The sequence below is a fragment of the Streptomyces mutabilis genome (assembly GCF_014649815.1).
GTDB classification, from domain to species: Bacteria; Actinomycetota; Actinomycetes; order Streptomycetales; family Streptomycetaceae; genus Streptomyces; species Streptomyces mutabilis.
Genome location: NZ_BMTT01000015.1, coordinates 1 through 23,322 on the forward strand (window position 1 = coordinate 1; position 23,322 = coordinate 23,322).

Sequence of the window (23,322 nt, forward strand, 5' to 3'; positions counted from 1 at the left end):
GCCCCATGTCCACATCAACGACCCGGGCGCGGAGCAGTCACATGATCCGCCGGACAAGTCCTAGAAGGCGGGCCGCTCCGGATCGAGCACCGCCAAGCCCTCCGCAGGAGACGACGCCTCGGCGAACCGCCGCCGCGGAATCCGCCCCGCCAGCCGCGCCAACCGCCCCGCCTCCACCGCGGCACGCATGGCGGCAGCCATCAGTACCGGCTCCTGCGCCCGCGTCACCGCCGACGCCAGCATCACTCCGGCGCACCCCAGCTCCATCGCCAGCGCCACGTCCGACGCCGTACCCGCCCCCGCGTCCAGGATCACCGGTACGCGCGCGTGCTCCACGATCAGCTCGAAGTTGTGCGGATTGCGGATCCCCAGACCGGACCCGATCGGCGACCCGAGCGGCATGATCGCCGCGCACCCGACGTCCTCCAGCTTCCGCGCGAGGACCGGGTCGTCGTTGGTGTACGGCAGCACCGTGAAGCCGTCGTCGACCAGCGTCTCCGCGGCGTCGAGCAGCTCGATCGGGTCCGGCAGCAGCGTGCGCTCGTCGGCGATGACCTCCAGCTTCACCAGATCGGTCCCGAGCGCCTCGCGCGCGAGCCGCGCGGTGAGCACGGCCTCCCCGGCGGTGAAGCAGCCGGCCGTGTTCGGCAGCACCCGGATACCGAGCTTCTCCAGCACCGAGAGCACCGAGCCGTGCACCGAGGCGTTCACACGCCGCATCGCGACCGTCGTCAGTTCGGTCCCGGAGGCCACCAGCGCCCGTTCCAGCACGTGGAGGCTGGGGGCCCCGCCCGTACCCATGATCAGACGGGACCCGTACGACGTACCGCCGAGGACGAAGGGATCGTCGGCCATGGTCAGCCTCCTTGGACGGCGGTGAGAACTTCGACACGGTCGCCGTCGGCCAGCGCGGTGGCGGACCACCGCGCGCGCGGGACGACGGTTTCGTTGAGGGCGGCGGCCACACCGGACGGCGCCGTGGTGAGCGTGCCCACCACGGCGTCCAGGGCCGTGCCGGGAGCCACCTCGCGCGGCTCGCCGTTGACGCGGATGTTCATGCGGGCTGCTCCGGGAGTGCGGGGGCGGCGCTGAAGCGCCGGGGGGTGAAGGGGCGGGCCTCGGCCGGCAGCTCCCCCGTGGTCAGGGCGTGCGCCATGACGTCGCCGGTGACGGGGGTGAGCAGGACGCCGTTGCGGTAGTGCCCGGTGGCCAGCTGCAGGCCGTCCAGACCGGTCGGGCCTAGCAGCGGCGCGTTGTCCGGGGAGCCGGGGCGCAGACCCGCCCGCGCCTCCGTGAGGGGCAGCTCGGTGATGCCGGGGACCAGCTCGTGGGCGTCGCGCAGCAGCTCGTAGACGCCGCCCGCGGTGACCGTCGTGTCCCAGCCCAGTTCCTCGCTGGTGGCGCCGACGACCAGCTCACCGCTCTCCCGAGGCACCAGGTAGAGCGGGTTGCCGCGCACCACGGCACGCACCGTCCGGTTCAGCAGGGGCCCGTGCGTCCGCGGCATCGTGAGCCGCAGCACCTGCCCCTTCACGGGCCGCACCGGCGGCAGCAGGTCCCGCGGCACGCCGCTCAGCCGTCCGCTCAGGCTGCCGCCGGCCACGACCACCTGCCCGGCCTCCAGGGCCGTGCCGTCTGCGGTGACGACGCCGGTGGCCCGCTCGCCGCGTACGACGGTCAGCCGGTCGGCCCACACGCGGCGGAAGGCGACGCCCGCCCGTTCGCAGGCGGCCACGAGCGCGGCGGCCAGGCGCCGGGGGTCGATCTGGTGGTCGCCGTCCACCCGGAGCCCGCCGCGCACACCCGGCGCGAGCATCGGCTCGATGCGCCGGCACTCACGTCCCGACAGCCACTCCGACTCCAAGCCCGAACGCTGCTGGAGCGCGTGCAGCTCCCGCAGGTGGGCGCGGTCGTCGGCGTCCAGCGCGACGGCGAGGGTGCCGCACCGGCGGTAACCGAGGTCGTGGCCGGTGAGCTCGGCCAGCTCGGCCGCGAACTCGGGGTAGCGGCGGGTCGAGGCGAGGTTCAGGGCGAGCAGCGTCTGCTCGCCGTGATGCAGTTCCGTGACGGCGGCCAGCATCCCGGCCGCCACCTGGGCGGCGCCACCGCCCGGTTCGGGGTCCACGACGGCCGTGGCGAGCCCGTGCTGCGCGGCCCGCCACGCCGTGACCAGGCCGATGATGCCGCCCCCGACGACGAGGACGTCGGGTGTACGGGACGACGTGTGCGGTGGTGACGACATGGGCGTCCAGCCCCTCCCTTCGCCGGCATGACCCGGATCAGGTTCGTACGGTCGGAGGCCGCCAGCCTCCCTCTCAGCCCGGTGCGTCCGGGCTCCCGCGAGTGCTTTACGTTGGCCACCCTAGCCCGCAGCACATCGCACTCGTAAGGGAGCCTCCGCCCGTGGCACGTTCGCTCGACGGTCTCGTCCTCGCCCCCGTCGCCGACCAGGCGCCCGGCCAGGTGGGCACCCGCACCCGCTTCGCCTACCACGAGCAGGAAGGCGCCGTGTGGGCCGAGTACGCGGGCGGAGACGTCGTCCGCGGTCACCTGGTGGGCACCCGGGACGGCGACCGCCTGGACTTCCGGTACGTGCAGCTCAAGACGGACGGCAGCACGTCGTCGGGGCACTGCGTGTCGTCCGTCGTGGAACTGCCGGACGGGCGGGTGCGCCTGGACGAGACCTGGGAGTGGGAGTCGCAGCGCGGCAGCGGGACGAGCGTTGTGGAGCAGGTCACTGCGCACGAGTGCTGACTGACATGTCGTCAAGTGTCTAAGGTGATCAGGTGAGCGAGCGGACGCAGGACCCGGAGCAGGCCCCGGAAGCGACGCGGGAGCGCGGAGCGGACGACCGGCGCGGGGTCGTCGTCGTCGGCGCGGGCATGGCGGGGGTGCAGACCGCGGTCGCCCTTCGGGAGCAGGGCTTCACCGGCCCCGTCTCCCTGATCGGCGCCGAGCCGCACCAGCCGTACGACCGTCCGCCGCTGTCCAAGGCGGTCCTGCTCGGCACGGCCGAGGGCTCCGCCTTCGACGTCGACTTCGAGGCGCTCGGCATCACGCTGCGGCTCGGCTGCGAGGCCCTGGGCGTCCGCCCCGGCGAGCACGTCCTCGACACGTCCGCGGGGCCCGTGCCGTACGACTCCCTGGTCCTCGCGACCGGCGCGGAACCGATGCGGCTGCCCGGAGCCGAGGGCGTGCCCGGGGTCCACCTGCTGCGCACCCTGGACGATGCCGAACGGCTGCGCCCGGTACTCGCCCGGCGGCACGACATCGTGGTCGTCGGCGCGGGCTGGATCGGCGCCGAGTTCGCCACCGCCGCGCGGGAGGCGGGCTGCGCGGTGACCGTGGTGGAGGCCGCCGACCGGCCGCTGGCCGGAGCGCTGCCCGCCGAGGTCGCCGAGCCGATGGCGCGGTGGTACGCCGAAGCGGGAGCCGTACTGCGCACACACGCGCGCGTGGCACGCGTCGAGCCCGGCGACGGCCCGGAGGAGCCCCACCACGTGGTCCTGGACGACGGCTCCCGGCTGCCCGCCGTCGCGGTCGTCGTCGGCATCGGTGCCCGGCCTGCCACCGCCTGGCTGGCCGGTTCCGGGATCGCCCTCGGCGCACACGGCGAGGTCCTGGCCGACGACCGCCTGCGCGGCTCCGTCCCGGACGTGTACGCCGTCGGCGACTGCGCGTCCTTCCCCTCCGGCCGCTACGGGGAGCGGCTGCTCGTGCACCACTGGGACAACGCCCTCCAGGGCCCGCGCACGGTCGCGGCCGACATCCTCGGCGCGGCCACCGGCGAGGTCCCCGAGGCCTACGATCCGGTGCCGTACTTCTGGTCCGAGCAGTTCGGCCGCTTCGTCCAGTACGCCGGTCACCACACGGCCGCCGACACCACCGTGTGGCGCGGCGATCCCGCGGGCCCCGCCTGGACGGTCTGCTGGCTGCGCGGGAACCGCCTCGTGGCTTTGCTGGTGGTGGGACGCCCCCGGGACCTGGCACAGGGCAGGAAGCTGATCCAGGCGGGCGCGGCGATGGACCCGCGGCTGCTGGCCGACCCGGCGAAGCCGTTGAAGGCGGCCACGGCGTAGTCCGGTTTCCGACTGTCAGTGGCAGATGGCACGCTTGAGGCGTGACCGAGATTGACGCAAAGATCGATGCTCTCGTGCCTGCCTGGCTCACCGTCCCCGACATCGCCGAGATGCTCGGCGTCGAGGTGACCCGCGTGCGCCAGCTGATCAAGGAAGGCCAGCTCATCGCCGTACGCCGCGGTGAGAACCGCGCGCTGCACATCCCCGCGGCCTTCATCGACGAGGACAAGGTCGTCAAGGGCCTGGTCGGCACCCTGACGCTGCTGCGGGACGACGGCTTCACGGCCGAGGAGATGCTGGAGTGGCTCTTCACGCCCGACCCCTCCCTGCCCGGCACCCCCGCACAGGCGCTGAGCGAGAACCGCGGCACGGAGGTGAAGCGCCGCGCCCAGGCGCTCGCCGTCTGACCTGACCCCGTCGCCCCGGCCCGCGCGGGCCGGGGCCCGAGGCCCGCGGCCGGGAAGGCCGCCCAGGCCCTTGGGGGGCCACCTCGGGGCGGTGCCACCGCCGCGTCGTACCGTGGGCGGCGCCCCCGCGATCCTCCGCCCGAGGGCCTCGGGGGGCGCCGCAGCCGTCAGCCGAGGCGTGCGGTCCACCGCGGGCCCACGCCGTACACCAGGGGGACACCCGCATGCCCGACACCGCCGCGACCGCACGAGCCCGGCTCGCCGACGCCCGGCTCTACCTGTGCGCGGACGCCCGCCGCAGCCAGGGCGACCTGCCCGAGTTCCTGGACGCGGTGCTGGCCGGCGGCGTCGACATCGTGCAGCTGCGGGACAAGGGCATGGAGGCGGCCGAGGAACTGGAGCACCTGAAGGTCTTCGCCGACGCCTGCGCCCGCCACGGCAAGCTCCTCGCGGTCAACGACCGGGCGGACGTCGCCCACGCCGCCCGTGCCGACGTGCTGCACCTCGGGCAGGGCGACCTGCCGGTGCAGGCCGCCCGCGCGATCCTCGGCGACGACGTGCTCGTCGGCCGCTCCACGCACGCCGAGTCCGAGGCCGCCGCCGCGGCCGCCCAGGACGGTGTGGACTACTTCTGCACCGGGCCCTGCTGGCCGACGCCCACGAAGCCCGGCCGCCACGCACCCGGACTCGACCTGGTCCGGTACACGGCGTCCCTGGGCACCGAGCGCTCGTGGTTCGCCATCGGCGGCATCCACCTCGGCAACCTCGACGAGGTCCTCGAGGCCGGCGCCCGGCGCGTCGTCGTCGTCCGGGCGATCACCGCGGCGGACGACCCCGGCGCGGCGGCGGCGGAGTTCGCGAAGCGGCTGCGACAGGTGTAGGGCCGCGACACCGGCCCGCCCGGCCGGGGACGATTCCCGCCCGGCCCGGGGACGGTTCCCGCCCGGCCCGGGGACGGTTCCCGGCGGGCGCCTCGGGCATGTGTCCAAGGGGTGGACAACAACTCGACAATGCGGACAAAAATCCCGCATCCGGTTGGGTGACCGCCACCCCGTGGCTAACCTGCCCGTATGGCCCTCGGAACCGCATCCACCAGGACTGATCGCGCACGCACCGTGCATGACATCCTCGCCGCCGGCAAGACGACGTACTCGTTCGAGTTCTCGGCGCCGAAGACGCCCAAGGGCGAGAAGAACCTGTGGAGCGCGCTCAGGCGGGTCGAGGCGGTCGCCCCGGACTTCGTCTCCGTGACCTACGGCGCCGGGGGTTCCACGCGCGCGGGTACGGTCAAGGAGACCCAGCAGATCGTCGCGGACACGACACTGACCCCCGTCGCCCACCTCACCGCGGTCAACCACTCCGTCGCGGAGCTGCGCAACATCATCGGCCAGTACGCCGACGCCGGGATCCGCAACATGCTGGCCGTGCGCGGCGACCCGCCCGGCGACCCGATGGGCGACTGGGTCCCCCACCCGCGGGGTCTGACCTACGCGGCCGAACTCGTGGAACTCATCAAGGGGTCCGGCGACTTCTGCGTCGGCGTCGCGGCCTTCCCGGAGATGCACCCGCGCTCCGCCGACTGGGACGCGGACGTGAGGCACTTCGTCGACAAGTGCCGAGCCGGCGCCGACTACGCCATCACCCAGATGTTCTTCCAGCCCGAGTCTTACCTGCGCCTGCGCGACCGCGTCGGCGCGGCCGGCTGCGACACCCCGGTCATCCCCGAGATCATGCCGGTGACCAGTGTGAAGATGCTGGAGAGGTTGCCGAAGCTCAGCAACGCCTCCATCCCGGCCGAGCTGAAAGAGCGGATCCTCGCAGCCAAGGACGATCCGGCGGCTGTACGCTCGACCGGGATCGACTTCGCCACGGAGTTCTGCGCGCGACTGCTGGACGAGGGTGTCCCCGGACTGCACTTCATCACGCTCAACAACTCCACGGCGACGCTGGAAATCTACGAGAACCTGGGCCTGCACCACCCACCGCGGGCCTAGACCGGCCGCACATACTTAGGACACACTGCGTTGCGGCCACTGGGAGAGGGGCGTACATGGGCTGGACGGTCCTCTACATCGCGTTCGGTATCGTCGCGCTGTGGCTGCTCGGTGAGGTGCTGCTGCAGTACAAGGCGCGGCTGCGCTGGCGACTGCTGGCCTTCGGCGGCTTCGTCGGCGTCGTGGCCGGTGTGCTGCTGTCCAACGTGATCGTCATCGGGCTGGGCGCCGCCGCATTCGCGGTCGGCCAGACCTATGTGACGCTGTCGTTCCGCCGCGGCTTCGAGGCCGGCTGGGCGGTCAACGCCCCGGCGAGCCTCGTCGGCAGGCGCGCCCGTCCCGAACGCGGCCGCCGGGGAGCGACGTTGGAGGTCTCCGGCCTCGAAGCGGCCGACACCGGCCACGAGGCGTACGACCGGGGCGCCCACGACGACCGGGACGCCCACGACGACCGGGACGCCTACGACGACCGGGACGCCTACGACGACCGGGACGCCCACGACGACCGCGCGCAGGGCCACGGACCGGGTCAGGGAGGCTTCCCCTACGGCCACGACGACCCCGACCGCGACGACGTCTTCACCCCGGCCCGCCCCGTCGACCCCGGCGCGGCGGAGACCACGGCCGTCTACGAGCCGCTGCCCATGCCGGACGACACCGGTGCCTACGGCGTGTACGGCGACACCGGCTACGCACACGGCGGGCAGGCACCGGCCGCGGCGGCACACGGCGCCGACCCGTCCTACGCCTACGACTACCCGGGCCACACCCAGCAGGGATACGGCTACGACACCGGGGGCCAGCAGTACGCCGCCTACTCCGACCCGTACATCGGCACCCACACCTACGGCGGCGCGGCGTACGACACCGGCGGCTACGACACGGCGGCCGGGCAGAATTACGGCCAACAGCAGGGCTACGCGCAGGACCAGTACGCCACCGGCACGACCGGCGGCTACGGCGGCGAGACCCCGGCCGGCGGTGTCTGGGTGCCGCAGCAGCGCAGCACCGACGACCCCTACGGCGGCGAACTCCCGCCGGAGCAGACGTACCCGTACCAGGGCAACGGCCAAGCTCAGGGCCAGGGACAGGACTACGACGAGCAGTACCGCTTCTGACGTTGCCTCCGGCATCCGGTCGCCGGGCGCTCACTGGGAGCCCCGGAACTCCGGTCCCTCCACGACGAGTCCGGCGACCAGCGCCCCCGACATGCCGGCGTGCGGCAGTCCTCCGCCGGGGTGGGACCAGCCGCCGACGGTGAACAGCCCTTCGATGCGCGTGCTGTTCGCCGCGTGCAGCAGGCGTCCGCCGGCTCCGGCCAGCGCCGGCACCGGCACCGCGCCGTCCGTCACCCCGGTCGCCGAGGCGACGTCGGCCGGGGTGCGTACCTCGTGCCACAGGAGACGGTCGCGCAGGTCCGGTACCGCACGCTCGGCGACGCCGATCACGTGCTCCGCGTGGCGGGCGAGCACTTCCCCCGCTGCCCGGTCCGACTCGCCGCCCAGGGCGGGCACCACGGCGGTGAGCGTGACCGCCTCGTGGTCCGGGTCCGGAACCAGGCCCGGATCGTCGGGCCGCATGACCGTGACGGTCGGCCGCGCGGCCATGGCGGGCGCCGCGCCGAACAGGCCCTCCAGCTCCGTCCCCCGGTCCTCCGCGTGCACCACAGTCCGGTGAGCCGCCCCCTGCGGACGGCCGCCCCGCAGCGCCAGCAGCACCGTCAGCCGACTCGCCCCGCCGCGCTGCGCCGGCACCTCCCCGTCGTCCCGCACCGTCGAACCCGCGCACAGGCGGTCCAGCATCCCGGGTGCCACCCCCGCGACCACGAACTCCGCCTCCGCGACGCCGCCTTCGGCCAGCTCCACTCCCGCCACCCGGCCGTCCTTCGCGACGATTCCCGCGACCTCGGCGCCGAAGTGGAACTCGACCCGGCGAGCCAGGCACCGCTCGTACACCGCCCGCGCCAGCTCTCGCAGTCCGCCACCGCGCACGTACCACATGCCGAAGGCGTACTCCATGTACGGCAGCACGGCTGCGTTGGCCGGGGCGGTCCGGGGATCCAGGCCGTGGGCGAGCGCGTGGCTCTCCAGCAGGGCGGCGAGCCGGGTGTCCCGCAACTCCCAGGCGCCGACCTCGGCGAGTGTGCGGGCCCGGCGGGTGCGCAGCAGCCGCTTGTGCGGGACCGCGGGGTAGGGCTCGCGCTCGGCCAGCACCTCCCAGTTCGGCCACAGGGGCTCCTCGAGGAGCGGGCGGCGCGTCCGGTCCCAGGTCTCCCGGGCCCGCACCAGGAAGTCGCCCCACCGCCGCCCGGCGTCCGGACCGAGCGAGGCGTCCAGGGCCGCGAGGATGCCGGCCCGCGAGGCGTTCGGCAGCGCTACCTCCGTGCCGTCCGCGAAGACGTGCCGGGCGGACGGGTCGACCTGGACCAGCTCGACGCAGTCCTCCAGGGGCTCCTTGCCGGTCTTGACGAACAGATCCCGCCAGACCGCGGGCAGCGGCAGCAGTCCGGGGCCGGTGTCGAAGGAGAACCCGTCCCGCTCGAAACGGCGCAGCGCCCCGCCGTACGTCGGCGTCCGCTCGTACACCGCCACCCGGTGGCCCGCGACGGCCAGCCGGGCGGCGGCCGCCATCGCGCCCATCCCGGCGCCGATCACCGCAATCCGTGCCATGCCGGCGACTTTATCCGCCGCCACTGACGGAGCCTGGCCGAGGGTCCGGCGTCCCGGAAGGGACGCTTCCGGGTGCCGTGGAGGGCCGGGGCCGGGCGATGACCGGGCGGACCTGGAAGGGGGAGGCGCGCGTGGCGGAAGGGCCGCGGCCTGTGGTGACGGTCGGTGTCCCGGCCGGAGCTGAGTACGGCGACGGGCGCGCCCGTGACCGGTCGGCGGACCGCCGCCGTGAGCCGGGGTGCGCACGCCTGAGTACGCCTACCTAGCCGGCCAGATGAGTACCCACGCGGATGGGACGTGACCTGCCGGAACGAGAGAGTGGGGGCACGGAGAGGGGCGCGGCTCCGGCACCGGCGACACGGGGTGCCGGAACGGAGCCGGGCCCGCATCCGCTCCTTCCGCCGGCCGCGGTCGGCGGGGGCGAGGCACGGGGGAACCCGGGGGAACGACCGAGAACGGGGGACGTACGGGGGAAAGAGAAGGCGCCGGTCCGACGGCGGCCCGCGGGGGACGCGGCCGCCACGGACCGGCGTTCTTCGTGCGCGATCCGGCCCTCCCGGCCGCCCGCGACGCCTCAGGGGCGGCCGCTCACGCGCCCCTGCAGCAGCCGGGAGAGGGCCGCGTGCACCTCGTCCAGGGAACGCTCGGGCTGGAACGACTTCCAGTCCAGCGCGGCCACCAGGACCATGCCGACCAGGGCGGCGGCGGTCAGCGGCACGTCGATCTCGTCGCTGAACTCCCCGCTCGCCACCCCGTCGCGCAGCACGCCCTCCACCACGGCGACGGCCTCCTGCCGGACCACCAGCAGGGTGGACTGCCAGGCCCGGTTGGTGCGCCACAGCTCGGCCACGTACAGCTGGGTGAAGGCCGGGTAGCGGTCGATGAAGACGAGCCCCGCGCGGACCATCGCGTCCAGGGCGTCGACCCGGCCGCGTCCCTCGCGGGCCGTCTGCTCGGCGGCCTCCCGCAGCGACGCGGTCAGGAGGCCGACACCGTGTCGCAGCAGCTCCTCGAAGAGGACGGACTTGCTGGCGAAGTTGTAGTACACCGTGCCCTTCGCGACCCCGGCGCGTTCGGCGATCTCGTCCACGGTGGTGGCGGAGAAGCCCTGCTCGGCGATGAGGGTGACGGCCGCCTCGTAGAGCTTCTGCCGGGTGGCCTCGCGACGGCCGCTGCCGTGCGAGGCGGCGCTGCTGCTTTCCATGGTCCCGATTGTCACAGCACCCGCCACGGGCACGTCACCGCAGGGCCCGCGGGGGTCACAGGGGCAGTTCCGGGTGCAGCCGGTCGAGGGTCCACACCTGCCGGCGGCGGGCCGACAGCGCGGTCAGCGCGAGGGCCGCCGCGGTGAACGCCGCGAGCACCACGCACGCGTGCCACACCGGTTCCAGGCCGCCGCCCGTGATGAGCCGCCTGAGGGCCTCGACGACGTGGCTCATCGGCAGGAAGGGGTGCAGCGCGTTGAAGAAGCCAGGACTGGTCTGCACGGGGTACGTGCCGCCCGCGGACGTCAGCTGGAGCATCAGCAGCGCGAGCACCAGGATGCGGCCCGCCGCCCCGAAGCGGGCGTTCAGCCACTGCACGATCGCCGCGAAGCACGCTGTCACCAGGAACAGGAAGCCCACCGTCCCGGCCGCCCGGACCATCTCCAGGCCGACCGCCCAGTGCAGCACCGACATCAGGGCCGCCGTCTGCAGCACCCCGAGCGCCACCACCGGCAGCCAGCCCGCGAACGCGATCCGCCATGCCGACGCCCCCGCGGCGAGCGCCCGCCGGTTCATCGGCGGGATCAGCATGTACGCCACCATGGCACCGACCCACAGGGACAGCGGGATGAAGTACGGGGCGAAACCGGTGCCGTAGTTGGGCGCCTGGTGCAGGGACTCGGAGGCGAGCCGGACCGGGTCGGCCATCACCCCGGTGCGCTCGTCCCGCTCCCGTTCGTCGTAATCGGGGATCTTGCCGGCCCCGTCGTGCAGACCGCCGGCGAGCTCCTCGGAGCCGTCGGCCAGCTTGAACATGCCGCCGTCCAGGTCGTCGGCACCGGTGCGGAGCTTGCCGACGCCCTCGTCCAGGTCCTTCGCGCCGGTCTTGGCCGTGCCGATGCCCTTGCGGAGCTTCTCGGCGCCGTCGGCGACCTTCCCGGCGCCCGTGTTGAGGTCGTTGACCTTCTTGACCGCCTCGTCGAGGTCCTCGGAGAGGTTCGGGGCGCGGTCGGCGAGGGCCTGGGCCTGCTTCTCGAGGGCCGCCAGGTTCTTGTCGAGCTTCTTCAGTTCCTCCGCGCGGTCGGTGACCAGGACGCTGACGTCGTCGGCGACCGTCGCCACGGCGGCCGCCGCGTCCCTGGCCTTCTCCAGGTCGGGGCAGGCGACGTCGGGCAGCGCCGGGTCCTCGCACCGCGTCCGGTACACCCCGGCCAGTGCGTCGGACTCCGCGCGGGCGTCCTTCGCGGCGGCAGGGGCCTTCTTCACCAGGGCGTCCAAGTCCTTGCGGAGCGCGCCGGAGGAGTCGGCGACGAACTGGGCCGTCTCGCCGATGGTCTTCTCGTTGTCCTCCAGGAAGGGGCCCACCCGGCCCGCCGCGGCGTTGACCTCGTCGGCGAGCTTCTCGGTGCCGTCCGCGACCTGCTTGGAACCCTTCTCCAGGTCGCCCGCCTTGGTGTCGAGCTTCTTCAGCCCGTTGGACAGGTCGCCGCTGCCGTCCTCGGCGTCCTTGAGCCCGTCGGCGAGGTCCTTGGAGCCCTCCTTCGCCTTGCCGATGCCGCCCTTGAGTTCGTCCGCGCCCTTCGCCGCCTTCACGGTCTCGCCGTGGATGTCGGAGAAGGAGATGAAGATCCGGTCGAGGAACGACCGCGACGCCTCGCTGGAAGCCGCCTCGCGCACCTCGGCGAAGACCGTCCGCGAGATCTGACCGACGATGTAGTTGTTGGCGTCGTTCGTACGGACCTGGAGGGCGCCGGTCTCGGGTGACTCGCCCGCGCTGGAGGCGATGCGGCGGCTGAAGTCCGCGGGCACGGTGAGTGACAGGTAGTAGGTGCCGTCCTCGACGCCGCGGCGGGCCTCGGCGGCGCTCACCTCGTGCCAGTCGAAGACATCGCTCTCACGCAGCCCCTCGGTGATGTCGTCGCCCGCCGTGAGCCTCTCGCCGTCCGCGGTGGCTCCCCGGTCGTCGTTCACCAGCGCCACGGGGACGCGGTCGAGGCGCCCGTACGGGTCCCAGAACGACCACAGGTACAGGGCGCCGTAGAGGAGCGGCAGCAGCAGCAGCGCGACCAGCGCGGCCCGCGGCAGCCGTCCGCGCCCGAAGCGCCGGAGCTCAAGCGCGGCCAGCTTCGGCGAGCGCATCGGCGGCCTCCTTCGTGGCGTCGTCGGTGTCGTCGTCCGTCGTGGTGCCGTCATCAGCGGCGGTGCCGTCGTCCGTCCCGGTGTCCGGCCCGCGGACCGCGGGGACCTCGCCGGTCCCTGCGCCTGCTCCGGTCCCGTCCGGCTCGTCCGTCGCGCCCGGCCCCGTGGAGACGGTCACCGCGTCCTCGGGCGCCTCGCTGCACACCGCCACGACCGTCGTGCCGGACGCGGCGATCGAAGCCAGCAGGGACCAGATAGCGGCCCGCTCGGCGGCCGACAGCTTGAGATCGGTGTCGTCGACACCGAGCAACCGCGGGCGGCCGATCAACGCCAGGGCGATCGACAGCCGCAGTGCCTCCGTGCGCCCCAGGTCCCGTACGGCGGTAAGGGGCCCCTTGGGCAGCGTCTCCAGGTCGAGGTCGGCCGCAGCCAGTGCCGCGTCGGTCCGGAGCCGTGCCCTCGCCGCCCGCTCCGCGCGGGGGAGCAGCAGGCCGCGCACCGAGCCGCCGAAGCGGCGCTGCAGCAGTGCCCGCTCGCGCAGGTGCTCGGCGACGGTCAGGGCCGGCTCGAGATCGGTGACACCCGGCACGTGCGCGAGGGCGCTGATCCGGCGCAGGGCGGACATCTGCCGGGGCAGCCGCAGGCCGCCCACGGTCGCCGTGCCGTCGGTCGGCCGCATCCGCCCGGTGAGCGCGAGCAGCAGGCTTGTGCGGCCTGACCCGGACGGCCCCTCGATCCCGATCAGCGCGCCTGGCTCCGCGTCGACGCGGACGTCGCGGAACGCCCAGCCGCGCGGCCCCCTCAACCCGAAGTCGCGGGCCGTCACCACGAGCCCGTGCGGACCGTCCACCCCGCCTCACCCCTCGCCATCGTTTTTGAACTGACTAGTCAGTGCAAAACTAACCCGAACCTACGATCGAGGCAAAAGGGCAGGTCAGAACGGATTGTCAGTGCCATACCTCACGATGGGCACATACGGCACCTCGTGACAGAGCGTGTCGTCACGGAGACGACAGGAGGATCGTCATGGCCCACTCGTCCGCAGCCGCCGCCCGGCGGCGCCGCGCAGCCGGCCCTGCACCCTCACTGAACGGCCCGGCGAGCGACGTGCACCCCGTGCTCCGCCGGGCGACCGCCCCGCCCGCCGCCCTCGACCTGCTCGCCCAGGCACGGGCCGGCCTGGAGGAGGCCACCGTCCTCGAGACGCCGAACGAGCGTTACGCGACCGCCCATCTGGCCGCCCTGCGCACGGCCGCCGCCGTGCTCGCCGCCCGGGGCCGGCCCGAGACCACCCCGCGGGCCCGGGCCCGCATCCGCAGCGCCTGGGAAGTCCTGCCCGAGATCGCGCCCGAGCTCGCCGACTGGAGCGCGCTGTTCGCCTCGGGCGCCGCACGCCGGGCGCGGGCCGAGGCGGGCATCCGGGGGGCGGCGGGCAGCCGGGACGCCGACGACCTGATACGCGACGCGGCGATGTTCTTGCGCCTGGTGGAGCGGATGCTGGCCCTCCAGCCGGTACTGCCCCAGCCCCGCCCCGACACGGACGGCCCCGCTCCGGGCGCCCCCGGCCCGGAAACTACGGGTCCCGGCAGTCCCGGCGGTCCCGGCACGGGCCGGGCGGGGGACGGCCGACCGGACCGCCCGGGGGACGGACCCGCGGGGGACGGGCCGGTGGGAAGGCGGCTCCCCGACGCCGGCTGAGCGAGGTCTGCCGCTCCTGGCCCGCCCGCTCCGCGCTCACCGACGGCGGTGCGGCGCCTCGCCGCCCGGGACCCCTCCGGCCCCGCGGGTGACCGCGGGGCCGGAGGCGGTACGGGTGACCGGCCGCCCCACCGGAGGCAATAGGGTGGGAGACGCCTGAAGCCTGCCCCGTTCCCGCTCCCGGGCCGGGGCGGCAGCCCGTTCGCTCCGCCCCTGCCCGAGGCGGTGCCGCGCCGAGGAGTCAACTGCCGTGTCGGACCCGATGCGCCCGCCCGTCTCCCCCCACCGCCCTCACACGGCGTCGCCGCGCTCCGAGCCCTCCCGTTCCCGCGCCGCCCTGAGGACCGCGGTGGTCTGGGACGTCCTTCAGGAGGCCCTCGACCGCAGGGTCAAGGCCACGGGCCGCCAGTCGCTGGACGTCCTGGACACCGGCGGCGGCAGCGGCAACTTCGCGGTGCCCGCGGCCCGCCTCGGCCACCGCGTCACCGTCGTCGACCCGAGCCCCGACGCCCTGTTCGCGCTGGGACGCCGTGCCGCCGAGGCCGATGTCGCCGACCGCGTGCACGGCGTCCAGGGCGACGCCCGCGGCCTCTTCGACGTGGTCGAACGCGGCGGCTACGACGTCGTGCTCTGCCACGGCGTCCTGGAGTACGTGGACGACCCCGCCGAGGGCGTCCGCAACGTGGTCGCGGCCCTGCGTTCCGAGGGCGTCCTCAGCCTGCTCGCCGCGGGCCTCGGCGGTGCCGTGCTCGCCCGTGCCCTCGCGGGGCACTTCACGGAGGCCCGGCAGGCCCTCGGTGACCCGGACGGCCGCTGGGGCTCGGGTGATCCCGTGCCGCGCCGGTTCACCGCCGAACAGCTCACCGGCCTGGTCGAGGCCGCGGGGCTCCGGGTGGGCGCCGTGCACGGCGTCCGGGTCTTCGCCGACCTGGTGCCCGGGGTGCTGGTGGACACCGAGCCCGGCGCCATGGACGCGCTGCTGAAGCTGGAGGCCGCAGCGGCCGAACTCGCCGCGTTCCACTCCGTGGCCACACAGCTCCACGTGCTCGGTGAGACGCGAGGGGCCCCAGAGGAGTGAGTCGCCCGGTGCGGTACGGCGCTGATCAGGGGCGCGACTGCAGATGGAGTACGCCACAGCCCCCCGAACGGGGGCCAGTCGCCGTATGATCGAGGGAGACCGCCCGGCATGACGGGTCGGCCGCTGGGGAATGGGAACTTCAGCGAGCCGGCACGGCCATGACGGAGTCCGGTTGGCCAATTGGCGTAGAGGGGCGGGTTTCACGGGGGCGATTCCCTGCCTATCCTGAAGGGACCCCCCCGGGTCGCCCCGGCGACTGCACGATGAGGAGGACTCCGTGCCGCTCTCGGAGCACGAGCAGCGCATGCTCGAGCAGATGGAGCGAGCGCTGTACGCCGAAGATCCCAAGTTCGCGACAGCGCTCGAGGGAAGCGGGCTGCGTACGTACACCCGGCGACGGGTCTACCAGGCGGTCGCGGGCTTCCTCGTAGGTATTGCGCTCCTCATGGCCGGTATGGTCGCCCAGCAGGTCTGGCTCAGTGTGGTGGGCTTCCTGGTCATGCTGGGTTGTGCGGTCCTGGCCGTGACCGGCTGGCGCAAAGCCCCGAAGCCGGGCGAGCAGCCCGCGGCAGCCGCCGGACCACAGGCACGCCGCCAGGGAAGACAGAAGCGCTCCATGATGAATCGCATCGACGAACGCTGGCAGCGGCGCCGGGATGAACAGCAGGGCGGTCAGTAGCCACGGGCAACCCGTTCACCAGGACGTCCGCGTGAGGGGTGACCACCGATCGGTGGTCACCCCTCACGCGTACACGTGTGGGCCGGCGCTCGACCCTGCGCCATTGATGTGTGCTCGCCTCGGACCAGGGCGGCCGCCTCCGGCCAGAGGCACTCGCCCCCGTACGGAGGGGATGGACCGGCACTTTCCTGCGGGCCACCGTTGTCTCCGCTCCCCGGGTCGCCGCCAGCCCGCCAGTCCGGCAGCCCGGCAGTCCGGCAGTCCGGTGATCCGGGCACTCGGCGGCCCGGGCCGGAGCCTTCGCTCCGGCCCGGGCGGCTCAGCTCTGCTGCCCCGGGGTTTTCCGCAACGTCGGCCGGGCCGCGACGACCCGCCGCTTCGCGGCCGCCCACCGGGCCGAGACCGCCCAGGCCACCCGTACGGTCGAACGCGGGGCGAACCGTGCGCGCAGCCGCGTGCCGCGCCCGACCCCGGCCCGCAGACCGGCGCTCGCCCGGTGGACGTCCTCCGTGAGGCCCGCGGTCGGACGCGGGCGGGGAGCGTAGAGGACCTGTTCCACGGCGTCCGCCACCCGGTGCACCGCCGCCGCGGCCCCGGCGTCGAGATGCCCGAGCCGGACGATCCGGGCCGCCGCCTTGCGCGGGGTCTGCGATTCCTCCGGCAGGGTCCCGAGGTCCCACGCCGTGTCGGTCAGCTCCTGCCAGACCGCCAGGGTGTGCGGTCCCGCGTCCGCCTCGGTGCGGCCGTGCGCCCCCAGCCGCACCGACCTGGTACGCAGCCGCCAGAGCATGGGGACGAGCGGGACCAGCAGCACAGCCAGACCGCCGAGGGTCCAGGCGAGGACCGAGTACCACTTCGTTCCGCTCCCGCCCGTCACCGGTGCGGCGGCGGCGGACTCGCTCGCGCAGCCCTCCACCTTCTTCAGCTCGGCCGTGCAGCTCTCGCTCGCCGAGGGGGCGGCCGACGGCTCCGACTGCGGGTTCCGGGACGGCAGGGCGGGGTCGGGCACCGAGCTGCCCGGCGTGTCCGTGAGGGTGTACGACGGCGTCGAGCCACGTGTCGGCGTCGGTTCGAAGCGGGTCCAGCCCACGCCCTCGAAGTACACCTCCGGCCAGGCGTGCGCGTCCCGCAGCCCCACCGACACCGAGCCGTCCGCCTGCTGGGAACCCGGGGCGAAGCCGACCGCCACCCTGGCCGGAATGTCCAGGGACCGGGCCATCGCCGCCATGGCGAAGGAGAAGTGGACGCAGAAGCCCTCCTTGTCCTTCAGGAAGCGGGCGATCGCCTGCGAGCCGCTGCCGGCCTTGACCTGGGTGTCGTACTCGAATCCGCCGTTGACCGCGAAGTACTCCTGGAGCCTGACCGCCTGTTCGTAGGGGTTCGCCGCGCCGGCGGTGACGTCGCGGGCGGTCTGGGTAACCACCTCGGGCAGCGAGTCCGGCAGTTCGGTGTACTCCCGCTTCAGGGCCGCCGACGGCGGCGGTGCCGCGGCGAGCTGTTCCGCCGTCGGCTGCACTTCGAGGCTGCGCACCTCGTACGTGAGCCCGCGCGTGTTCTGGCCGTGATCGCCGACCAGGGTCATGCCGACGGGTTCGTAACGCCAGCTGCCCGGGACGCGGACGCCGCTCGGCGGATACGGCATCGGCAGCCAGTCCTGGGCGTACCAGTCGGCGGCCGAGATCGTCGTCCGGGTCTCCACCCGCTCGGTGTCCGGGCCGAGGCCGACCGGAGTGGGGAACGTGCCGTCCGGCACGGCCGTGATGTGCCGCTTGGACGGCTTCCAGGTGGTGCCGTCGAAGTCGTCCAGGGACACGATGCGCAGGTACAGGTTCGATATGTCGCCCGAATCGGTCTCGAGGGAGAGGACCTGCCGGTTCTCGTTGACGTTGAGGCTGTCGCGCAGGGAGACGAGGGGGTTCACCGCGGAGATCGTGCCGCCGTCCCCGGCACCGGAGCCGACACCCGTGTCGGAGCTGTCCAGCAGCCCGCCGTTCATCGGGGGCAGAACGAGCGGCGCCACCAGCGCGACGCCCAACGCGAACGCGCCGATGCGCCGCCCGGTGCGGACCGGGGCGACGGCGCCGCCCTGCTCGCCGCCCGGGCCGCCTGGAGTGCCGCCGAAGACCCGGCCCCACTGGGAGAGCCGGTGGCGCCCCTCGGCGAGGAGCAGCATCAGATAGCCGGCCGCGGCGACCAGGAACCACAGCCAGTCGGTGCCGCCCTCGGACAGCCCCGCGGCCACCGAGTAGAGCGCGAGCAGCGGCAGCCCGGCCGGTGCGGCGCTGCGGAAGGTCACCGCCAGGGTGTCCACCAGCAGGCCGATCACGAGGACGCCGCCGACCAGCATCAGCCGGATGCCGTCGGACTCCAGCGGGGCCGGGATCGCGTACCGGGCGATGTCGTCGCCGCCCTGTCGCAGCAGGTCGGCGAAGCGCTGGAAGGCCTGCGGACCGGGTATCAGCCCGGCGAGTGCCTGCTGCCGGGCGAAGACCAGGGTAAGGAGCACCGACGTGACCAGGGCCTGCACGGCGATGGTCAGCGGCCGGGCCAGCGGCACCCGGCGGGCGGCCGCGCCCACCCCGGACTGGACCGCCAGCAGGAAAGCGGCCTGCAGGATCCAGGTGGCTGGGTCGACCAGGGGCAGCAACGCGCACGCCGTCATCAACGTGGCCGCCCACGCGCACAGCGCCACCCGCGCCCGCCCGCTCATCGGGTCCCCTCCCCGCCGGTGGCCGTCGTGAGGGCGGTGCGCTCGTGGTCCGCCAGGCGCCACAGCTCCTCCAAGGAGGCGCCCCGGGAAACGTTCACGACGGTCCAGCCGGCCTCGCGGAGCATCCGCAGCCGTTCCTGGTTCCTGTCCAACGGGCCGGGTGCGCCGACCGGTTCCCGGGCCCAGCTCTCGGCGTCCAGGACGAAGGCGACCGCTCCGCCGCTGCGCTGCCGCATCTTGGCGGCCACCGTCGCCTGCTCCTCGTCGAGGTCGCCGAAGAACGCCACCAGCAGCCCCTCGTTCCCGCCGCGCAGCACGTCGTACGCCTGGGACAGACCCGTGCCGTCGGAGTGGTCGATGACTGCGAGGGTGTCCATCATCAGTCCCGCCGCGTCGGCCGTGCCCTGGCTCGCGCCCGCGAAGCCGTCGGCGCCCTCGCCCGGCACCGAGTTGCCGGTGTCCGTGAGCAGCCGGACGGAGAATCCCCGCTCCAGCATGTGCACCAGCACCGACGCCGCGCCCGACACCGCCCACTCGAAGGCCGAGTCCGGGCCCGCGCCCTCGAAGGCCCCGCCCCGGGTGTCCAGCAGCACCGTGCAGCGGGCGCGCTGCGGCTGCTCCTCGCGGCGCACCATCAGCTCGCCGTACCGCGCGGTGGAGCGCCAGTGCACGCGGCGCAGGTCGTCGCCGTAGCGGTAACCGCGCGGGATCACGTCGTCGTCGCCCGCCAGCGCGAGCGACCGCTGCCGCCCCTCGCCGTACCCCTCCGCCTCCCCGCTCAGCCGCACCTCAGGCAGCGCCTCCACCCGTGGCGTCACGGTCAGGGTGTCGTACGTCGAGAAGGAGCGGGTGAGTTCGCACAAGCCGAACGGGTCGGTCAGGCGCAGTTGCAGCGGGCCCAGCGGATAGCGGCCGCGCAGGTCCGAGCGGACTCGGTAGGACACCTCGCGCCGGCCCCCCGGCTCCACCCGGTCGAGCACGAAACGAGGCCGCGGCCCGAGCACGTAGGGCACCCGGTCCTGGAGCATCAGCAGACCGGTGGGCAGCCGCGAGACGTTCTCGACACGCAGGTGGACCCGGGCCTCGCTGCCCGCGGGCACCCGCCCGGGGGAGAGCCGGCGGCTGCCCGCCACCCGGTAACGCGTGCGGTGGAGCACGGTCGCGCAGACCAGGGGCAGCACTCCCAGCAGCAGTCCGACGCGGAGCAGATCGCTCTGCCCGAGGACGTACGCGCAGACCGCGGCGGCGATGCCGGCGGCCAGGAAGGAACGCCCGCGGGTGGTCAGACCGGTCAGGGCGGTGCGGATGCCGCCCTGCCCCCGGTCGTCCTCCGACCGGTCCGTCCCCCCGGTGTCCATCACAGCCTCCGCGGCGGGTGCTGACCGTACGCCTGCGTGCCGTGGCCCATGCCGTAGGCCGTCTGTTGCTGGGGTGCCGCGGGCACCGGGGTGCGCTGCAGGATCTCCTGCACGACCTGTTCGGCGGTACGACGGCCCAGCTGCGCCTGGGCGGTGGGCAGCAGACGGTGGGCCAGGACGGCGACCGCGAGGGCCTGCACGTCGTCCGGCAGCGCGTACTCCCGGCCGCTCAGGGCGGCGGACGCCTTCGCCGCGCGCAGCAGATGCAGCGTGGCGCGCGGCGAGGCGCCGAGTCTGAGGTCCGGGTGGGTGCGCGTGGCGGCGACGAGGTCGACGGCGTACCGCCGGACCGGGTCCGCGACGTGCACGCCCCGGACCGCTTCGATCAGCTTGAGGATCTCGTCCGCGTGTGCCACCGGCTGGAGGTCGTCCAGCGGGCTCACCCCGCCGTGCACGTCGAGCATCTGCAGCTCGGCGTCCGGGCTGGGGTAACCGATGGAGACCCGTGCCATGAAGCGGTCGCGCTGGGCCTCCGGCAGCGGGTAGGTGCCCTCCATCTCGACCGGGTTCTGCGTCGCCACCACCATGAAGGGGCTGGGCAGCTCGTAGGTCTGCCCGTCCATGGTGACCTGACGCTCCTCCATCGACTCCAGCAGCGCCGACTGCGTCTTCGGGGAGGCGCGGTTGATCTCGTCGCCGATCACCACCTGCGCGAAGATCGCCCCCGGTTTGAACTCGAAGTCCCGGCGCTGCTGGTCCCAGATGGACACCCCGGTGATGTCCGAGGGCAACAGGTCCGGCGTGAACTGGATGCGGCGCACGGAACAGTCGATGGACCGCGCCAGCGCCTTGGCCAGCATGGTCTTGCCGACTCCCGGGACGTCCTCGATGAGCAGGTGTCCCTCGGCGAGCAGCACGGTCAGTGAGAGCCGTACGACCTCGGGCTTGCCCTCGATCACGTCCTCCACCGAACCGCGCACGCGCTCGACCACAGCGGTCAGATCAGTGAGGCTCGCTCGATCGTCATAGGTCGTCACCCGGCCCTCCTCGGCCTTTCCCCGCGCTTCCCGGGAAGCGGGGGTACCCCAACTTGCCGGGCCGGCCCCTACTGCCGGACCGGCCCACCCCGAATCACGGACGCCGCCCGGAAAAAGTTCCGCACGACACCACTTCCCGCATTCTTGCTGCCGTTACCGATTCGTGTCACTCGCCTGTGGACAACTGGCCGCGATATGTCGTGCCTTACGGTCTTTGCGGCGCTTGCGCGGCACCGGTCCTCGGGGCGAGCGGCCGGATCAGGCGGGGGTGACCTCGCGCAGCCGGCCCGTCTTCACGTCGTACACGAAGCCGCGTACGTCGTCCGTGTGCGGCAGGAAGGGGGAGGTGCGGACCCGCTCGATCGACTGGCGTACGTCCTGGTCGACGTCCTGGAAGGACTCCACCGCCCAGACGGGGCGCTGGCCGACCTCCTGCTCCAGTTCGTGCCGGAAGTCCTCGGTGAGGGTCTCCATGCCGCACGCCGTGTGGTGGACGAGGACCACACTGCGGGTGCCCAGCGCACGCTGGCTGATGGTCAGGGAACGGATCACGTCGTCGGTGACGGCACCGCCCGCGTTGCGGATGACGTGGCAGTCTCCGTTGCGCAGGCCGAGCGCGGCGGTCACGTCCAGGCGTGCGTCCATGCAGGCCACGATCGCGGTCTGCAGAGCGGGGCGGCCGGCGAGCTCGGCGTCGGCGAACTCGGCGGCGTAGCGCCCGTTCGCCTCGACGAGCCGGTCGGTGACGGAACCGCCGCCGGCAGGGGTGGACTCGGGGTCTGCGGGAACCGATGCAGAAGTCGTCATAACCATGACGTTACTGGTCACCGTCGCCGCGGACCCCTCGGGAAGACGGACAAAGAACGTCATCGCGGCTTGTTGTGAGCCACTCCACAGACCCGTACGGCTGCCTCCGTACGGGTGAAGTAGTGTCCCCCGGCGATTCGTACGCGCCCGCGTCCGCGACGCGCAGGCCGGTTGATTGACCGGGCGACAGGGTGGACTAAAGTGACGCGAAGCGGGAGACGAGGCTCTCCCTGCTGGACTGAAAACCCCGGAGACCTGGGCGAAGTCCCGCCAGATCTCCCCACGTGCGCGGCGCGTACGTACGGCTCGGCCTCCTCCCGCTCCCGGCCGGCCGACGCTCTTGGCGCCGGCAGGCTTCCCCTTCACGAGCGAGCGGGAGGGGACCCGGCGGTGCGTGACGCCGTGCCGGACCTGAGAGGCCGTCCCCCTTGAGCCAGAGTCGACACGTCCCGGTGATGCTCCAGCGGTGCCTGGACCTGCTGGCGCCCGCCCTGAAGGAACCGGGCGCCGTGGTCGTCGACTGCACGCTGGGGCTCGGTGGGCACAGCGAGGCGCTCCTCGCCCGTTTCCCCGAGGCCCGGCTGGTCGCCCTCGACCGGGACAAGGAGGCCCTGCGCCTGTCCGGTGAGCGGCTCGCCCCGTACGGGGAGCGCGCCACCCTGGTGCACGCCGTCTACGACGAGCTGCCCGACGTACTCGACCGGCTCGGCACCCCCCGCGTCCAGGGCGTGCTGTTCGACCTCGGCGTCTCGTCCATGCAGCTCGACGAGGCCGACCGCGGCTTCGCCTACGCGCAGGACGCTCCGCTCGACATGCGCATGGACCAGACGACCGGGATGAGCGCGGCCGAGGTCCTCAACACCTACCCGCCGGGCGAACTCGTCCGCATCCTGCGGGCGTACGGCGAGGAGAAGCAGGCCAAGCGGATCGTGTCCGCGATCGTCCGCGAACGCGAGAAGGAGCCGTTCGCCAACAGCGCCCGGCTCGTGGAGCTGATCCGCGCGGCGCTGCCGCAGGCCGCCAAGCGCACCGGCGGCAACCCGGCCAAGCGCACCTTCCAGGCCCTGCGGATCGAGGTCAACGGCGAGCTGTCCGTCCTGGAGCGGGCGATCCCGGCGGCCGTCGAGGCGCTCACCGTGGGCGGACGGATCGCGGTGCTGTCGTACCACTCCCTGGAGGACCGGCTGGTCAAGCAGGTGTTCGCGGCCGGTGCCGCCAACACCGCGCCGCCCGGACTCCCGGTCGTACCCGAACGCTACGCGCCCCGGCTCAAGCTGCTCACGCGCGGTGCCGAACTTCCCACCGAGGAGGAGATCGCCGAGAACCGGCGGGCGGCGCCGGCCCGGCTGCGGGGAGCCGAGCGCATCAGGGAGTCCATCGGGTGAAACGAGTGAGGCAGGCCGGGCACCGGTGTGGCAGGGGAGCAGCCGCGGAGTCCGGCCCTCCGGACCGACGTCGGGAC

The 23,322-nt window shown here is 73.6% G+C and carries 21 protein-coding genes and 1 riboswitch; of the genes, 10 read left to right on the top strand and 11 right to left on the bottom strand.

Translation table 11 applies throughout. The features are described from left to right. Positions 1 to 60 precede the first annotated feature (60 nt). The 3 genes from IE142_RS25910 to thiO all read right to left on the bottom strand — a co-directional run bounded on the left by IE142_RS25910 (position 61) and on the right by thiO (position 2,242). Positions 61 to 855, bottom strand: a complete 795-nt coding sequence (locus IE142_RS25910; RefSeq protein WP_191887981.1) for a thiazole synthase — start codon at positions 853 to 855, stop codon at positions 61 to 63. 2 nt (positions 856 to 857) lie between these two features. Next, positions 858 to 1,058, bottom strand: coding sequence for a sulfur carrier protein ThiS (gene thiS, locus IE142_RS25915; protein WP_191887982.1), 201 nt, complete (start codon positions 1,056 to 1,058; stop codon positions 858 to 860). Then, positions 1,055 to 2,242 carry a glycine oxidase ThiO gene (gene thiO / locus IE142_RS25920; protein WP_191887983.1) on the bottom strand — a complete coding sequence of 396 codons (1,188 nt, stop codon included), beginning with the start codon at positions 2,240 to 2,242 and terminating at the stop codon, positions 1,055 to 1,057. Before thiO ends, thiS begins: the two co-directional genes overlap by 4 nt. Beyond that, positions 2,240 to 2,351, bottom strand: a riboswitch (TPP riboswitch). (Overlaps the previous gene by 3 nt.) Positions 2,352 to 2,403: 52 nt before the next feature. Here thiO and IE142_RS25925 point away from each other — a divergent pair. The 6 genes from IE142_RS25925 (at position 2,404) to IE142_RS25950 (ending at position 7,598) form a co-directional block, all read left to right on the top strand. After that, a complete protein-coding gene (locus tag IE142_RS25925; RefSeq protein ID WP_191887984.1) occupies positions 2,404 to 2,754 on the top strand; it encodes an avidin-fold protein in 351 nt (116 codons plus the stop codon). A 32-nt stretch (positions 2,755 to 2,786) separates the two neighbouring features. Further along, positions 2,787 to 4,079 (top strand): NAD(P)/FAD-dependent oxidoreductase, encoded by a 1,293-nt coding sequence (locus IE142_RS25930; protein ID WP_191887985.1) that lies wholly within the window; start codon positions 2,787 to 2,789, stop codon positions 4,077 to 4,079. A 41-nt stretch (positions 4,080 to 4,120) separates the two neighbouring features. Beyond that, the gene (locus tag IE142_RS25935) at positions 4,121 to 4,486 is read left to right on the top strand and encodes an Rv2175c family DNA-binding protein (RefSeq protein ID WP_043373911.1); all 366 of its coding nucleotides are present in this window, start codon (positions 4,121 to 4,123) and stop codon (positions 4,484 to 4,486) included. Between the two features lie 224 nt (positions 4,487 to 4,710). Beyond that, positions 4,711 to 5,367, top strand: a complete 657-nt coding sequence (gene thiE / locus IE142_RS25940) for a thiamine phosphate synthase (protein ID WP_191887986.1) — start codon at positions 4,711 to 4,713, stop codon at positions 5,365 to 5,367. A gap of 189 nt (positions 5,368 to 5,556) precedes the next feature. Beyond that, complete coding sequence (gene metF, locus IE142_RS25945; RefSeq protein ID WP_191887987.1) at positions 5,557 to 6,480, top strand: methylenetetrahydrofolate reductase [NAD(P)H]; 924 nt, start codon at positions 5,557 to 5,559, stop codon at positions 6,478 to 6,480. 56 nt (positions 6,481 to 6,536) lie between these two features. Further along, entirely contained in the window at positions 6,537 to 7,598 is a 1,062-nt protein-coding gene (locus tag IE142_RS25950; protein ID WP_191887988.1) for a hypothetical protein, read from the top strand. 30 nt (positions 7,599 to 7,628) lie between these two features. Here IE142_RS25950 and IE142_RS25955 read toward each other — a convergent pair whose 3' ends face one another. From IE142_RS25955 to IE142_RS25970, 4 genes are all read right to left on the bottom strand, one after another. After that, the gene (locus tag IE142_RS25955; protein ID WP_191887989.1) at positions 7,629 to 9,149 is read right to left on the bottom strand and encodes a phytoene desaturase family protein; all 1,521 of its coding nucleotides are present in this window, start codon (positions 9,147 to 9,149) and stop codon (positions 7,629 to 7,631) included. 574 nt (positions 9,150 to 9,723) lie between these two features. Then, positions 9,724 to 10,353 carry a TetR/AcrR family transcriptional regulator gene (locus tag IE142_RS25960; RefSeq protein ID WP_191887990.1) on the bottom strand — a complete coding sequence of 210 codons (630 nt, stop codon included), beginning with the start codon at positions 10,351 to 10,353 and terminating at the stop codon, positions 9,724 to 9,726. 55 nt (positions 10,354 to 10,408) lie between these two features. After that, on the bottom strand, positions 10,409 to 12,493 hold the full coding sequence (locus IE142_RS25965; RefSeq protein ID WP_191887991.1) for a YhgE/Pip family protein: 2,085 nt from the start codon (positions 12,491 to 12,493) through the stop codon (positions 10,409 to 10,411). Beyond that, complete coding sequence (locus tag IE142_RS25970; protein WP_191887992.1) at positions 12,465 to 13,343, bottom strand: ATP-binding cassette domain-containing protein; 879 nt, start codon at positions 13,341 to 13,343, stop codon at positions 12,465 to 12,467. The genes IE142_RS25965 and IE142_RS25970 overlap by 29 nt, the downstream gene beginning before the upstream one ends. 176 nt (positions 13,344 to 13,519) lie before the next feature. Here IE142_RS25970 and IE142_RS25975 point away from each other — a divergent pair, with 176 nt between their 5' ends. The 3 genes from IE142_RS25975 to IE142_RS25985 all read left to right on the top strand — a co-directional run bounded on the left by IE142_RS25975 (position 13,520) and on the right by IE142_RS25985 (position 15,948). After that, entirely contained in the window at positions 13,520 to 14,191 is a 672-nt protein-coding gene (locus IE142_RS25975) for an SAV_6107 family HEPN domain-containing protein (RefSeq protein WP_191887993.1), read from the top strand. Positions 14,192 to 14,441: 250 nt separating this feature from the next. Next, a complete protein-coding gene (locus IE142_RS25980) occupies positions 14,442 to 15,269 on the top strand; it encodes a methyltransferase (RefSeq protein WP_191887994.1) in 828 nt (275 codons plus the stop codon). Between the two features lie 277 nt (positions 15,270 to 15,546). Then, entirely contained in the window at positions 15,547 to 15,948 is a 402-nt protein-coding gene (locus IE142_RS25985; protein ID WP_191887995.1) for a spore wall synthesis complex protein, read from the top strand. A 319-nt stretch (positions 15,949 to 16,267) separates the two neighbouring features. Here IE142_RS25985 and IE142_RS25990 read toward each other — a convergent pair whose 3' ends face one another. From IE142_RS25990 to IE142_RS26005, 4 genes are all read right to left on the bottom strand, one after another. Further along, entirely contained in the window at positions 16,268 to 18,658 is a 2,391-nt protein-coding gene (locus tag IE142_RS25990; RefSeq protein WP_191887996.1) for a transglutaminase TgpA family protein, read from the bottom strand. Beyond that, complete coding sequence (locus tag IE142_RS25995) at positions 18,655 to 20,016, bottom strand: DUF58 domain-containing protein (RefSeq protein ID WP_191887997.1); 1,362 nt, start codon at positions 20,014 to 20,016, stop codon at positions 18,655 to 18,657. Before IE142_RS25995 ends, IE142_RS25990 begins: the two co-directional genes overlap by 4 nt. Continuing rightward, a complete protein-coding gene (locus IE142_RS26000; protein ID WP_043373945.1) occupies positions 20,016 to 21,053 on the bottom strand; it encodes an AAA family ATPase in 1,038 nt (345 codons plus the stop codon). The genes IE142_RS25995 and IE142_RS26000 overlap by 1 nt, the downstream gene beginning before the upstream one ends. A 258-nt stretch (positions 21,054 to 21,311) precedes the next feature. Further along, the gene (locus tag IE142_RS26005; protein ID WP_191887998.1) at positions 21,312 to 21,860 is read right to left on the bottom strand and encodes a beta-class carbonic anhydrase; all 549 of its coding nucleotides are present in this window, start codon (positions 21,858 to 21,860) and stop codon (positions 21,312 to 21,314) included. A gap of 428 nt (positions 21,861 to 22,288) precedes the next feature. On the opposite strand from IE142_RS26005, the gene rsmH reads away from it, so the two are divergent. After that, positions 22,289 to 23,245 (top strand): 16S rRNA (cytosine(1402)-N(4))-methyltransferase RsmH, encoded by a 957-nt coding sequence (rsmH, locus tag IE142_RS26010; RefSeq protein ID WP_191887999.1) that lies wholly within the window; start codon positions 22,289 to 22,291, stop codon positions 23,243 to 23,245. The last annotated feature ends 77 nt before the right edge of the window (positions 23,246 to 23,322 follow it).

Coding starts and splice junctions, on each gene's coding strand:
- IE142_RS25910 (WP_191887981.1), bottom strand. CDS start 855: ATGGCCGACGATCCCTTCGTCCTCGGCGGTACGTCGTACGGGTCCCGT.
- thiS (WP_191887982.1), bottom strand. CDS start 1,058: ATGAACATCCGCGTCAACGGCGAGCCGCGCGAGGTGGCTCCCGGCACG.
- thiO (WP_191887983.1), bottom strand. CDS start 2,242: ATGTCGTCACCACCGCACACGTCGTCCCGTACACCCGACGTCCTCGTC.
- thiE (WP_191887986.1), top strand. CDS start 4,711: ATGCCCGACACCGCCGCGACCGCACGAGCCCGGCTCGCCGACGCCCGG.
- metF (WP_191887987.1), top strand. CDS start 5,557: ATGGCCCTCGGAACCGCATCCACCAGGACTGATCGCGCACGCACCGTG.
- IE142_RS25950 (WP_191887988.1), top strand. CDS start 6,537: ATGGGCTGGACGGTCCTCTACATCGCGTTCGGTATCGTCGCGCTGTGG.
- IE142_RS25955 (WP_191887989.1), bottom strand. CDS start 9,149: ATGGCACGGATTGCGGTGATCGGCGCCGGGATGGGCGCGATGGCGGCC.
- IE142_RS25960 (WP_191887990.1), bottom strand. CDS start 10,353: ATGGAAAGCAGCAGCGCCGCCTCGCACGGCAGCGGCCGTCGCGAGGCC.
- IE142_RS25965 (WP_191887991.1), bottom strand. CDS start 12,493: ATGCGCTCGCCGAAGCTGGCCGCGCTTGAGCTCCGGCGCTTCGGGCGC.
- IE142_RS25975 (WP_191887993.1), top strand. CDS start 13,520: ATGGCCCACTCGTCCGCAGCCGCCGCCCGGCGGCGCCGCGCAGCCGGC.
- IE142_RS25990 (WP_191887996.1), bottom strand. CDS start 18,658: ATGAGCGGGCGGGCGCGGGTGGCGCTGTGCGCGTGGGCGGCCACGTTG.
- IE142_RS25995 (WP_191887997.1), bottom strand. CDS start 20,016: ATGGACACCGGGGGGACGGACCGGTCGGAGGACGACCGGGGGCAGGGC.
- IE142_RS26005 (WP_191887998.1), bottom strand. CDS start 21,860: ATGACGACTTCTGCATCGGTTCCCGCAGACCCCGAGTCCACCCCTGCC.